Origin of the sequence: Paenibacillus sedimenti (genome assembly GCF_014534655.1) — a bacterium.
Classification (GTDB): Bacteria; Bacillota; Bacilli; order Paenibacillales; family NBRC-103111; genus Paenibacillus_E; species Paenibacillus_E sedimenti.
In genome coordinates, this window is the sequence record NZ_JACVVD010000006.1 from 72,298 (window position 1) to 84,745 (window position 12,448).

10 protein-coding genes are annotated in these 12,448 nt (G+C 49.3%); 4 read left to right on the forward strand and 6 right to left on the reverse strand.

Annotated elements, in window-relative coordinates; all coding sequences use genetic code 11:
• Positions 1-330: 330 nt before the first annotated feature.
• A complete protein-coding gene (locus ICC18_RS17785; RefSeq protein ID WP_188175788.1) occupies positions 331-1,518 on the reverse strand; it encodes an EAL domain-containing protein in 1,188 nt (395 codons plus the stop codon).
• A 204-nt stretch (positions 1,519-1,722) separates the two neighbouring features.
• On the opposite strand from ICC18_RS17785, the gene ICC18_RS17790 reads away from it, so the two are divergent.
• The 4 genes from ICC18_RS17790 (at position 1,723) to pyrH (ending at position 7,746) form a co-directional block, all read left to right on the forward strand.
• The gene (locus ICC18_RS17790; protein ID WP_188175789.1) at positions 1,723-4,605 is read left to right on the forward strand and encodes an ATP-binding protein; all 2,883 of its coding nucleotides are present in this window, start codon (positions 1,723-1,725) and stop codon (positions 4,603-4,605) included.
• A gap of 123 nt (positions 4,606-4,728) precedes the next feature.
• Entirely contained in the window at positions 4,729-5,358 is a 630-nt protein-coding gene (locus ICC18_RS17795; RefSeq protein WP_188175790.1) for a LysE family translocator, read from the forward strand.
• A 177-nt stretch (positions 5,359-5,535) separates the two neighbouring features.
• Positions 5,536-6,816 (forward strand): MFS transporter, encoded by a 1,281-nt coding sequence (locus ICC18_RS17800; RefSeq protein WP_188176043.1) that lies wholly within the window; start codon positions 5,536-5,538, stop codon positions 6,814-6,816.
• A gap of 195 nt (positions 6,817-7,011) precedes the next feature.
• Positions 7,012-7,746 (forward strand): UMP kinase, encoded by a 735-nt coding sequence (gene pyrH, locus ICC18_RS17805; RefSeq protein ID WP_188175791.1) that lies wholly within the window; start codon positions 7,012-7,014, stop codon positions 7,744-7,746.
• 55 nt (positions 7,747-7,801) lie between these two features.
• Here the strand turns inward: pyrH and ICC18_RS17810 are convergent, their stop codons facing one another.
• The 5 genes from ICC18_RS17810 to ICC18_RS17830 form a co-directional block, all read right to left on the reverse strand.
• Positions 7,802-8,686: a GNAT family N-acetyltransferase gene (locus tag ICC18_RS17810; RefSeq protein WP_223192671.1), complete on the reverse strand. Its 885-nt coding sequence runs from the start codon at positions 8,684-8,686 to the stop codon at positions 7,802-7,804.
• A gap of 416 nt (positions 8,687-9,102) precedes the next feature.
• A complete protein-coding gene (locus tag ICC18_RS17815) occupies positions 9,103-9,774 on the reverse strand; it encodes a GNAT family N-acetyltransferase (RefSeq protein WP_188175793.1) in 672 nt (223 codons plus the stop codon).
• A gap of 25 nt (positions 9,775-9,799) precedes the next feature.
• Positions 9,800-10,474, reverse strand: a complete 675-nt coding sequence (locus ICC18_RS17820) for a GNAT family N-acetyltransferase (RefSeq protein ID WP_188175794.1) — start codon at positions 10,472-10,474, stop codon at positions 9,800-9,802.
• A 22-nt stretch (positions 10,475-10,496) separates the two neighbouring features.
• Positions 10,497-11,354 (reverse strand): carbon-nitrogen hydrolase family protein, encoded by an 858-nt coding sequence (locus ICC18_RS17825; protein ID WP_188175795.1) that lies wholly within the window; start codon positions 11,352-11,354, stop codon positions 10,497-10,499.
• 16 nt (positions 11,355-11,370) lie between these two features.
• Positions 11,371-12,366 (reverse strand): acrylyl-CoA reductase family protein, encoded by a 996-nt coding sequence (locus ICC18_RS17830; protein ID WP_188175796.1) that lies wholly within the window; start codon positions 12,364-12,366, stop codon positions 11,371-11,373.
• Positions 12,367-12,448 lie beyond the last annotated feature (82 nt).

Sequence of the window (12,448 nt, forward strand, 5' to 3'; positions counted from 1 at the left end):
ATCATCTCTTTCGCACAAAGCAACGAGTTCTGCTGCGATTTACCCACAATGCAAAACAACGTCCAGCGTTCGCAAGTGAAGACCACTTTGAGGCGCTAAAAGTATGAGGTAAGCCGAACTGGGCAGTATTAAGAACAAAATTCCCTGAATAACGAACATTAGTTCGTACATTAGGGAATTTTGTTCTCTCTAGCCGTATTTTAACTCGTTCGCAATGAAAATTGTGTCTAGATGTACGCTAATAGCGCCCTCTGTTCTTTGTTCGGACTAAGGGCGCTAATCGGCTTGGGTTCCTTGTTAAACCTAAGCTTACCCCTGTATTACCGCTTATTACAACGTCAAATCCAAAAACAAATAACAGCCTTCCCCTATCGCACAGGAGTAGGTCTGAATTTGTAATGATGTATCCAGGTCGGTATAGACTTGCGACAGGATCCCTTGCTTTTGCAGGTTCATCATCAAGATGTTGGAAATGAAATGGGGTCTCCAGATCCAGTTAGCTCCGCGGAATTGTTCGTCTTTGCGCCACATGTTCTCGCATCGCGAGTAGTTGGAGGAAATTTGGCTGCCGTCTTCCCGGCATATGTACATGCGCATGCAGCTGTCGGATACGGTCTGAATGGCGCGTTCGATGACTGCATCTGCATCCTCGGGACTATGAATGGTGACAGACGCGTCCATCAGAGGATTCAAACTATGGCTGAAGTTGAATATCTGGCTGTAGCGCTGGAATTCTTTTTGACTGAAAAGGTTCATTTCCGCTTGAAGCATGGCCTTAAACCCACCTCGTTCCTGCAGTTCCGCCTCTGCTTTGGAGAACAGATAACCCTGGACATACCTTGCCCCGACTTGGAGCGCGCTTTGCAGTTCCTGTTTCGTTTCTACCCCCTCGATAAGCAGCGATGCGCCCATTTGAGCGGCAAGGATGGAGAAAGACTGCAGGAGCGCTTTGTAGCCTGCATGTGTGCCGCTTTTTTTCAGGATATTCAGGTCGATCTTCAGAATTTTAGGCTGCAGACTTGCAATCCGGTCAAAATTACTGAAGCCGCTGCCTACGTCATCAATGGCAATCGTACAGCCGAATTGGCGGTATAACTCGACGATCTGCATAAGCTCTTGCAGCTTGCCGGTGAACTCCTCTTCCGTGATCTCGATCACGATGCGCGCCGGATCTATGTTATATTTCCTCAAAAGTTCAATGGTCGGAAGCAATCCGCTGCGCTTGTAGGTCCGGTAAATCCAGGACGGTTTTAAGTTGATGAACAGCCAGCAATCATCGCCCGATGCAGCGATCCGCCCAATCGCAAACTCCCGCAAATGCCGGTCAATGAGGAGATGCGCGTCCTCGGAAATATCAGGATCTTTGAAAAAGGGGCCCAAGCTTTCGATCCGGCCCTGTCGGATTCTTCTTCCCAGCGTTTCATAACCTGCGATCTCTTGATTTTGCAACGACAAGATCGGCTGGAAATACGGCCTCACCTCATGTTTCAACGGAATCCTGCTGTCTTTAACCTGCACGGTACGTCCCTCCTTCCGGCAAAATTCGCCGAAACTTCACGTTCACTATAGCACTTTGAATGTATTGTAAACGACAAGTACGCTTCTTGCAATCGATTCATGTCATAATAATTAACATTGGCGAAAATTGAAGGATAATAGCCAAACTTGTCGAATTTTAAAGTGTTCGTATTGCATCCTTTTAGAATCCAGGTGAATCTATCCATGAAGAACTTTACGAGATCACGCATCTCTATGCTATACGTTGTTCTGACCGTGGCGTTGTTAGCCTTTGTGAGCATTTCGAGCTACATCGCTTCGCGCAATATGGAAATTCAGAGCGGCGCCATTGTGAACGATTCCATTCCGATCTCTGAAGCGGCCAACAATCTGCTTACCGATCTGATTAATCAGGAGACTGGAATTCGAGGTTATTTGCTGACCGATAACGAGCAATATTTGGAGTCTTATACGACAGGTAAACAGCAGCTTGAAGCCGATTTAGAGAAGATACAGCAGTACGAGGAAAAATACCCTACTTTACAACTCATTATTGATACGCAAGCGATCCCTGCGATTGCCAATGTGCAGAAGCACTATGAGTCTCAACTGGAGCTCATACAATCCGGTAAGTCTGATGAGGCAAAAGCGCGGATAACCAACGGCAAAACGATGATGGATCGTTACCGCGTCGTACATTCCAGCATTCAAAAGAGCATCGAGCAAATTACAACAAACGCATACAATGCATCCAACAAAGCGGGGGAATCGTCCCGTGCAATTGCGATGGTCGGCGGTATTATCGCTCTAATAGCAGGTGGCATGTCTGTTATTATCTTTATCCGCTCCAACCGCGTCGAAGAAGAACTGCGTAAAAGCGAGGAAACCTACCGTTACATGGCAGAAAGCCTTGAAACGCAAAACGAGGAAATTATTGCACAGCAGGAAGAACAGCAGGTTACACTGGCCAAGCTATCCGAGCGCGAGCAGGAGCTTGAACTAATCACTACTTACCAGGAAAAGCTGACCGGCTATGTAGAGCTGCAAGATTTCTTGAAGCACTCGCTGCCGGCTCTGCTTGACTCCTTGAACCAGGATGCTGCGCTTATCGTGATGGAGCGCCTTGATCATGGCGTTGCCACCTACGAGGTTATTCACTCGAGCGGCTTTCCGGAAGAACATATTACCCGTCTGCAAAGCGGACTGTTTGGACCTGCTAAGCGCGTTTTTGAAGAAGGGGTACCCCTCCTGCATACTCGCGATGTATCTGGCCATGAACGCGGTGTGCATGGCGGCGTGATACGCGCGATCGATCAATATTTCCCGCTGCTCGATGATGAACAGAAGGTCATCGGCTTCCTGCTACTCACAAGCTACCAAAGCGCTTTGCATCAAGAAGAAAACCAACGACTCACCCGCGGACTTGTGCGTCAGTTCGACCTCGCGTTCTACGCCCAGGTGATGAATGATGAGCGCCGCAAGCAAGCCGCAAGCTTAGCTGAGCTGAATGATCAGTTGATGATGGAGAAGCGGCTGATTGAAGATCAGCGTGATCTTATCCAAAGCATTCTGGAGTCCGCTCACGAAGGGATGATGATGTGCGATTCCAAGGGAAATTTGCTATTTGCAAATCAGCGGATGAGCCGTTACTTTGGACTGCAGGAGCGGATTGGCCACAACCTGGTAAAAAGCTGCCACGAAATCGCTGCGGCGTTTCCTAGCTTTAATGCGGTTGCCTCTTCCATTGAAGCGCTGCTCGAAAGCTCTCTGACGAAACTTACCCAGCGCTTTAGTTTCGAACTCGATGAACAGCAGCAGCATGCCGAACTGTATGCCACCGTTGTCGGCGAGGATACCGAACAAAAAGGCTATTTATTCGTATTCCGTGATCGCACGGAAGAAGAACGTATCGATGAGATGAAGAATGAGTTCATCAGCATCGTTTCTCATGAATTACGGACCCCTCTGGCGAGTGTCCTTGGATTTATTGAGATTTTGCTTCATCGGGAGCTGCCTCAAGAGAAACAGAAGAAATATATGGATACGATCTATAGAGAAGCACAGCGCTTATCCAATTTGATTAACGATTTTCTTGATTTGCAACGAATGGAGTCCGGCCGTCAAGTCTATCATTTCTCACCGGTTAACCTGCTGACGACTGTTCAAGAGATTGTGGATCAATGGCAGGATAAACAGCAGCATCGCATCATTGTCCAGCATCCGGATACAGAGTTGTGGGTACGCGCCGACGTGGATCGCATTCGGCAAGTGTTCCACAACCTGCTCAGCAACGCTATCAAGTATTCACCTGGCGCGGATCGGGTCGATATTCGTCTATCCGCAATTAACGGCCATGCGGCAATTTCCATTCAAGACTACGGTCTCGGGATTCCGGAAGAGGCTTATGACCAAATGTTCTCCAAGTTTTTTCGGGTTGACAATTCTGACCGCCGGCAAATCGGCGGCACCGGCTTAGGACTGGCTATCGTCAAAGAAATTATTGAAGGCCACCATGGCCATATATCTTTTACTTCCGAGATGGGAAAAGGAACGACATTTACCATTGAGCTGGAGCAGTATGAGCTCTCTTCCATGGACGGTCAAATCGTTATCTTCGAGGATGACGACAACTTGGCCAAGCTGATTCAAGTCGCTCTTGGCAAGCTGAATCTGCCTTCCTTGCAGCTGCGTTCTGCCGAAGAAGGCATTCTCGCTTTGAACCGGAGTCAAGGCGAAGGTCCCTTGTTGTTCATCGTTGACATCCTCTTGGAAGGCGCGATGACAGGCTGGGATTTCCTCGCCGAGTTGTACCGTCACCCCGTGCACTACCAGACACCGGTTATCGTATCTACGGCGCTTGATCCGCCGCATGATTATCATGAGAAAGAGATCCAAAAATATTTGAAAAAGCCGTTCACCATGGAGCGCCTTGTCCAGGTAGCGAAGCGTCTGCTGGATAACAAGCTGAACCATTCATACGTCTTCCCGGCACAAGATACCAAGTCGCTCTCTACAACCTTGCAGCGCAACGGGATCGAAGTTTCTGAAATGAAAGAGAATATGGATATGATCGAGGTCGAAATTAAAAAACCGAACACGGAATCGTAATTAAACCGGTTCCCTTTGCTTCTCGGCAAAGGGAACCGGTTTTTGAGATGAGAAATTAGTTGAAACAGAAGTGACTTAAGTTCATAATGGTTTAAATTGCCTTTTCCGGGAGGGGAATAAACATTGGTCAGCTTTAGTACTTTAATCGCCTTTGCACTGGTTTCACTGGGGTTGGTTTGTTCTCCTGGTCCCAACATGATTTATCTCATTTCCCGTTCCATTACGCAAGGCCGCATGGCGGGGATTATTTCTCTATTAGGCGTTGTGCTTGGTTTCGTCATTTACATGGTTGCCACCATGCTCGGGCTTACCGCTCTTTTCATTGCGGTTCCTTTTATCTACGAAGTTGTAAAATGGGCGGGAGCTGCCTATTTGCTCTGGCTCGCCTGGAATGCAATAAAACCCGGTGCCTCCCCGATACTGGAGCCTCGCTCTCTGGCTATCGAATCTCCAAAGAAGCTGTTCTTCATGGGGCTCATGACGAATCTGTTAAACCCCAAAATTGCTATCTTGTATGTATCTCTGCTGCCTCAGTTTCAAGATCCATCGCGAGGTTCTCTGCTCCTGCAAGGCATGACGTTAGGTCTAACGCAAATAGCTGTTAGCTTTACCGTTAACCTCCTCATCGTGCTCGCAGCGAGCAGAGTTGCCTCTTGGTTCGGCAAACGGCCTGCTTGGCTGAAGGTGCAGCGCTATCTTATGGCCAGTGTTCTGACTGGCCTTGCCGCACGTATGGCTTTTGATCGCCGGTAACATTCAATCTCCTTCCGGTTTTGCGGAGGGAGTTTTTATTTTTCTTGTAAATCTAAAGGGATTTCCCCGCACCACAGCTAATATATTAGTATATAAGGATGCATCGTAACGTTTTTATACACAGACAAGAGGAAAGGTGTGAACCCGTTGGCACAACTTGAATCCGCTTCCAACACGATGCAAGCGCGTAAAGTGTGGACGTTGTTTTTTTCTCTGCCTATTTTCGCTTGGGCGATGTACGATTTTGCGAATACGATTTTTACGTCCAACATTGTAACTATTTTTTATCCGTTCTATTTGAGTGAGACGCTCGGCAAAAGCGAAGAGATGAATCAGATTGCGAGCACTTTCATCACTTACTCCAATGCGATCTCCAGCTTTTTTATCGTACTGTTGTCCCCCTTATTCGGGGTTTGGATTGACCGTACCGGAAAGAAAAAAGCTTACCTCATCCCCTTCACGCTTGTCTGCATCACGGCTACGCTGCTCATGGGCGCTTCAGCCTTCTGGCAGACGGATCAGCAGTGGATGGGGTTGAATGTATCGCTCATCGGCGTCATATTCTTTTTCATGATCGCCAAATTCTTTTACAATTCAAGCTTAATCTTCTATGATTCGATGATTTCCGATCTGGGGAATCAGCGCGAGCTGCCTATTATTTCAGGTGTCGGCGTTGCTGTCGGCTACATTGGCACGTTGGTCGGACTTGCGGTCTTTCCATTGATCGACGGCAAGCATTATGAGAATACGTTCATTCCGAGCGCGCTGCTTTTTCTGATTTTCTCCTTACCCATGATGCTGCTCTATAAAGAGAAACCTGCCAAAACTGCTGCCGCCAAGAAATCGCTGATCAGCGGATACCGCGAGATCTGGGGGACGTTCAAGGATGCCCGCAAGTACCGGGCCGTGTTCCAGTTCATGATCGCTTATTTCTTCTTCAACGATGCGATTGCCACGGCGATCGCCGTCATGGCGGTGTACGCCAATACGGTGATGGGCTTCACGACCGGGCAGTTCATTCTGCTGTATCTCGTCTCGACGGTATCCAGCATTATCGGTTCTTTCCTTTTTGGCTATGTCACGAGAGCACTCGGCTCGAAAAAAGCGGTTACTGCCGTGGCGTTCGTCCTGATCATCGCCATTGCGATCGCTTCGCTTGCCACAAGCAAAAGTCTATTTTGGGTCGCCGGCAGTTTGTACGGGGTCTCGATGGGGGCCATGTGGGTTACGTCCCGCACGCTCATTGTGGAGTTGACGCCGGAGGAGAAGCGTGGCCAATTTTTCGGCTTGTTTGCTTTCTCGGGCAAAGTATCTTCCATCGTTGGGCCGGCTCTGTACGGATCCATTACGTGGGCGCTCGCAGCATCAGGAAACTTGGCCAGCCGTGTAGCGCTCGCCTCCCTCCTCGTGCTCGTCATCATCGGGCTCATTGTCCATATCCGCGTTTCGCAGAAATGACAAATATTGCAATTTCCCTCCCGATTCGGTAAAATACAACTAATCTTAGTTGGAAGGTGTGAGAGTATGAAGGTTTCTGTGAAGAAGCGTCCGGCGATTTGGAAACAGTTCTTTCATATTTCTTATTCATTAAAACACTAGAGCATTTATTGCTTTAGTGTTTTTTATTTGGGCTAGGTGAGAGGAGAGATGACAATGCGTTATAAACGAGTGCTCATTAAACTGAGCGGCGGCGCCGTAGCCGGCGAGAGTGAGTTTGGATTTGATCCGAGACAGCTGGATCATATCGCGAATGAAATTATGACCGTGGTCAATCTTGGCGTCGAGGTGTGCCTCGTGATCGGCGGAGGCAATATTTTCCGTGGTAATATGGGAGAGAGCTGGGGCATAGAGAAAGCAGAAGCCGACAACATCGGCACACTCGCTACAGTAATCAACAGCCTGATGCTGCGCGGGGTTCTCAAGGCGAAGACCGATGCGGAAGTACGCGTTATGACGGCGATTCCGATCGCCTCCGTTGCGGAGCCTTTTATCAGACTCAGGGCCATTCACCATCTGGAAAAAGGGTACATCGTCATTTTCGCCGGCGGCAATGGCCAGCCTTTCGTAACGACGGATTATCCGTCCGTTCAAAGAGCGATCGAGGTCAACTGCGAAGCCATCCTTGTCGCGAAGCAAGGTGTAGACGGCGTCTTTGATCAAGATCCCAAGCACCATAAAGATGCGCTGCAGTACAAATCTCTCCACTACAACGACGTCATACAAAATGACCTCAAAGTGATGGATCAGTCAGCCTTCATTCTGGCGAGGGATTATCACATCCCGATTCATGTGTTCAACTTCAATAAGCCGGGCTCGATGAAAGAGATTTGCGAAGGCAAAAATACGGGAACGATCATTAGCGATACATCGGAACTTATTTTTCATTAAAATCAAAAGGATAGAGAAGCAGTGATATGTAGCTGCCGCCTCTATCCTTTTCTTTTTACACGATCAAGAGCTCATAATAATCATTCGCGTTCTGCGTCCGAAAGCCGCACGATTGGTACAGGCCCAATGCTTTTTCGTTTTCTACGGCTACTTCGAGTTTAATCTGGTGAACCTGATATCGCTCTTTCAAATCTATGACGGTTTGCTGCAGCACTGTACGTCCAATACCTTGGCCACGATACTCCGGCGATATGCAAAATCCATAAATTAACCCGCGGTTATCTGCTTCGATCATGGCGCCGATTTTGCCGACCGGCAAACGATCTTCCCCTAGTTCTGCAATCCACGTCCGTTCTTTTTCCCCATCCAATGTCTGGATAACATATTCCCTTGCATCTTCCTCGGGCATCGCAAAGCCTGACGTATTCAGCTTAACGAGCAGCTCCAGATCATCGCGAACAGCTGGGCGAAGCCGAACCTCATCACCTGAAACAGGCAGTATTCCCGCCTCTTGCTCCTGCAACTCCATCACATACTCCGAGAAACTGTAACGCGCGCCAAGGTTCGTCAAAAAAGCTTTACCGCTCGCCGAGCCGCGCTCATTAATAAAGATCAGCTTCGGAACTGTTCTGCGCCGGCACTCCGCTTTGGCCGTTTGCACCAATCGATTAAAAATGCCTTGGCGTCGAGCCTCAGGGTGCACCATTCCGCTAATTTCCACTTCTGTCGACAAAAAGCAGTATATCGCCAAAAATCCGATTAATCGATCGTTCTCGTAATATAAAAAATCGTTCGTCACCCCGGCAGGCCTGCTCGAGAGTGTGCCCCAGTTGAGTTTAATGTTGATATGTTCATAGTCGTTGCAGATGTGCCACAGCTCCCGAACTTCATCCAGCTCTTGCGTCGAAAGGCCGGCTTTTGTATGTATTCCTTGTTTCAAAGCCATTTCCTCCAATTCCTTGTAATGATTGTCTACTACAATTATACAAGTCCACGAAGTTCGTTGGTAAGCTAAACATTGATTAAAAAAATAATTTCGCCCCACTAATTAGCTAAATATTCGCTAGGGATCATCCATCATTTTCCCGGCATCACGCGTCCGAATTAGAGCTAACCCTCATGATCCGCTAAAAATTTGAAGAGCTGATCTTGAGATATGATTAGAGAATTAAAGTCTATAACCAACGAATTTTGTTCGTTATTTATGGACTTTTGTACGTTCGGAGCATGGAACGAAGCAATCCGCCCCTCATCTTGATGTCTTTAATATGCCTTATTTACGACTTTTTTCCTTAACGCCTCTTGAGCGCTTCGTGAACACCTGCCGCTCGAATCACGATCGATCCCATCTTTTTCTTATAAAGGCAGCAAAGAGAGATTATTTTTTTGTTCAAGAGCTTCAATCATTTCATGCCATGATTTAGGCTTATTAGCCAGAACCGCATAATATCGTTTCAGGAAATTGACAACGAGTTTGGCTTGAAGTTCCGTTTGATCTTCATCCGTCGGAAGGAAACAAAGGTCCAGCTCTGCAACAGCCTCACCATCATTTTCCCAGGACGGATGAACGTAGCTGAAACCCAGACGCTTGTAGCCAAGATGTGAAAGCACCTCACGTCGGACGAATGGATCCATAGGCTTCACGCCGCCAAAAGCGTGACCTTCGATCCGATACGGATCATAAATCTCGGCGAACATGCCGAGCATGGGCTTGCCGGAAGCAGCAGCCAGCGCCTGTAGATCATCCCAACGTTTGCGCGCCAGAAATCGTCCAATACCGAGCCCAGCTTGGCCGATAATGGTGAAATCCGTCATTGCCACCTGAAAATCGTCATAATACCGATATTCTGTCGTGCCTACAACCTTGCCCTCATGCACAGCCACGAAAACCCGAATGCCCGGATCTTCCAGAGGTTCCTTCCAGAGCGAATATTCCAGCACTTCTTCCGGCGGGAACACTTCTTTCATCAGATCATGCATTGAGCGGAATAGCGGATTGTCTATACTTTGAATACGAATAAACTCCATTATTGCTTACACCCCTTTAGTAAAATTACTGAGCTCGAAAAGGATTGCGCCACTCCATGAGAAGAGCGTAATTACGCGATTCCTCATCTTCCAGGTAGTCCGGTACAACTTGCACCGGCGTCCGCCCGCAGCGCAGCAGGAACGTGATAACCGGATCTTTCAAGCTGCCGCTCATAATCGCTTCAGCGTATGCCTCGATGGTCATCGAATCAGCCACTTTGTGGTAGCCTGGCATACGGCCGCCTCCGAGCAGACGTTCTAACCCGAGCTGCACGACAACCTCGTACATCGACTGCATCATCCACTTTCCGAGTCCAAGCTTGCGATAAGCCGGGCGAATGCAAATGTCGACGATGTAGAGTGTATCTCCATCCGGGCGATGGTTGCGAATGTAGCCGTTATCCGTCAAGGTCGCCCAGCTGTGTTCATCTGCATGCAGCGGATCGTACTGGACGCGAAGACCCGTGATGGAACCGGCGATTTCACCGGCAATTTCGACGCATAGCGCTCCCTCCGGAAACCTGGTGACGTGTTCCTGAAGCTGATCTTCATTCCACCACAGTTCTGAGGGGAACGGCGGCGGAAAGCTTTCCTGCTGCACGCGAATCAAGCCCTCGAAATCCGCCTTCGTATAACCTCGAATGATAGCCGTAACCGGTTTGTCTCCGTCGAAAACATATAATTTTTTGTAGTATCCCATGGGTGATAATTCCCCTTTGCGGCTAAGACCAGTCCGTGTACAGATCCGTCCTACGGTCGCGCCAAGTGGTGACTGAACCTTTTTCGCGCACTAAGCTTAGCAGTTCCAAATCCAGATCGGCGGTGACGATCATGTCCCCGTTGATTTCGCCTTCCACAAGAATGCCTTTCGGCGGAAAAGGAACGTCATTAGGCGTAATGACCGCAGCTTGGCCGAAATTGCCTCTCATGAAATCAACCGTTGGCAGCGCACCGACGGTGCCCGTCGTCACGACGTAGATCTGATTCTCGATCGTTCTGGCATGACAGGTGTAGCGGACCCGATGGAACCCGTGCCGGTCATCCGTGCAGGAAGGCGCGAACAATACGTCGGCCCCTCGGGCTCTCGCCATCCGTACGATTTCCGGGAATTCCACATCATAGCACACTAGAATGGCGATCCGCCCTTTGTCGGTATCGAATACCTGAAGATGATCCCCCGCCCCCATGTTCCATTCCTTCACTTCGGTTGGCGTGATGTGCAGCTTCTTCTGCTCAGCTATGCGTCCATCGGGGTAAAATAAATGTGCGGTGTTATAAAGCTTGCCGCCCTCCGAGGTGATATGCGTGCCGCCTATCAGATGCATGCCGGTTTGCTCGGCCAGCCCTTTAAAAAGCGCGCGATACTGATCCGTATACGTTGGCAGCGCTTCAATCGGCAGCGCTTTACCAGCACCATCGCCAATCGACATCAGCTGTGTCGTGAACAGCTCCGGAAACAGCACAAAATCCGACTCAAATTCTTGCGCTGTCTTCACATAATGCTCAACCTGCGCGGCGAACTCTTCGAAGCTATGTATCGTATGCAGGTGATACTGCACCGCTGAAACCCTCATTTTCATCGTTCTAATTCCTCCTCTAATCTTTCAAACACACCAGTATTCGGCCTCTGACTTGCCCGTTCAAAACTTCTTCGGCAGCATCAACGACGCTCTCGAGTCGAATTTCTTTATACACGGTCTTCTCTAGCCCTGCCGGCTTAAGCTCGGTTGCGATTCGTTCCCAGAGAAGCTTTCTTGTGGCCATTGGATAGGCAGCGGAGTCGATGCCCAGTACATTCACGCCGCGGAGAATGAATGGATACACGGAAGCCGGGAATTCGCCGCCTCCGGTGAGACCACTCAATGCGACGGAGCCTCCGTACTTAATTTTGCTGAGCACATACGTAAGCGACGTACCGCCGACTGGATCCACCGCACCGGCCCAATATTCTTTGTCCAGCGGCTTCGTCTTTTCCGGCGAAAGCTCCTCACGCGCCCATACACGCTTAGCCCCCAGCTTCAGCAGGTAATCGTGGTCGGCACTTTTTCCCGTACTCGCTTCTACCTCGTAACCAAGAGCGGCAAGCATGGACACGCTGCTGCTGCCCACACCACCGGTTGCACCGCGCACTAGGACAGGCCCTTGCTGCGGGCGAAGCCCATTCTCTTCGAGCCTTTGAATGGAGAGAGCTGCGGTGAAGCCCGCAGTACCCAGAAGCATAGCCTCGCGATGCGTTAAGCCCTGGGGCAGAGGCACTACCCAATCGGCCGGGACACGCGCAAATGCGCTAAATCCGCCGTAATGCCCTGTGCCCAGCTCGTAGCTGGTAACTAGCACCTCGTCGCCTTCACGATAGCGGCTATCGCTCGAAGCTACGACTGTGCCTGCCAAATCGATACCTGGCACCATTGGAAATAAACGCACTACGCGTCCATTCGGGCTGCAAGCCAGCGCGTCTTTATAATTAATGCCGGAGTATAATACACGGATCGTCACTTCACCTGCAGGTAAATCATCGATCCCCAGTTCCTTTACTTCCACTGCAAAAGAATCCTTTGTTCGATCCACCACCAACGCGTTAAAGCTGTCCATCCTGCTCCTCCTTCTCGAGTCACAATTTCCAAGGGATAATGATTGCCACACTTATCCAGTTTACTAAATTACGTATGGCGTT

Coding starts and splice junctions, on each gene's coding strand:
- ICC18_RS17790 (WP_188175789.1), top strand. CDS start 1,723: ATGAAGAACTTTACGAGATCACGCATCTCTATGCTATACGTTGTTCTG.
- ICC18_RS17800 (WP_188176043.1), top strand. CDS start 5,536: ATGCAAGCGCGTAAAGTGTGGACGTTGTTTTTTTCTCTGCCTATTTTC.
- pyrH (WP_188175791.1), top strand. CDS start 7,012: ATGCGTTATAAACGAGTGCTCATTAAACTGAGCGGCGGCGCCGTAGCC.
- ICC18_RS17815 (WP_188175793.1), bottom strand. CDS start 9,774: ATGGAGTTTATTCGTATTCAAAGTATAGACAATCCGCTATTCCGCTCA.
- ICC18_RS17820 (WP_188175794.1), bottom strand. CDS start 10,474: ATGGGATACTACAAAAAATTATATGTTTTCGACGGAGACAAACCGGTT.
- ICC18_RS17825 (WP_188175795.1), bottom strand. CDS start 11,354: ATGAAAATGAGGGTTTCAGCGGTGCAGTATCACCTGCATACGATACAT.
- ICC18_RS17830 (WP_188175796.1), bottom strand. CDS start 12,366: ATGGACAGCTTTAACGCGTTGGTGGTGGATCGAACAAAGGATTCTTTT.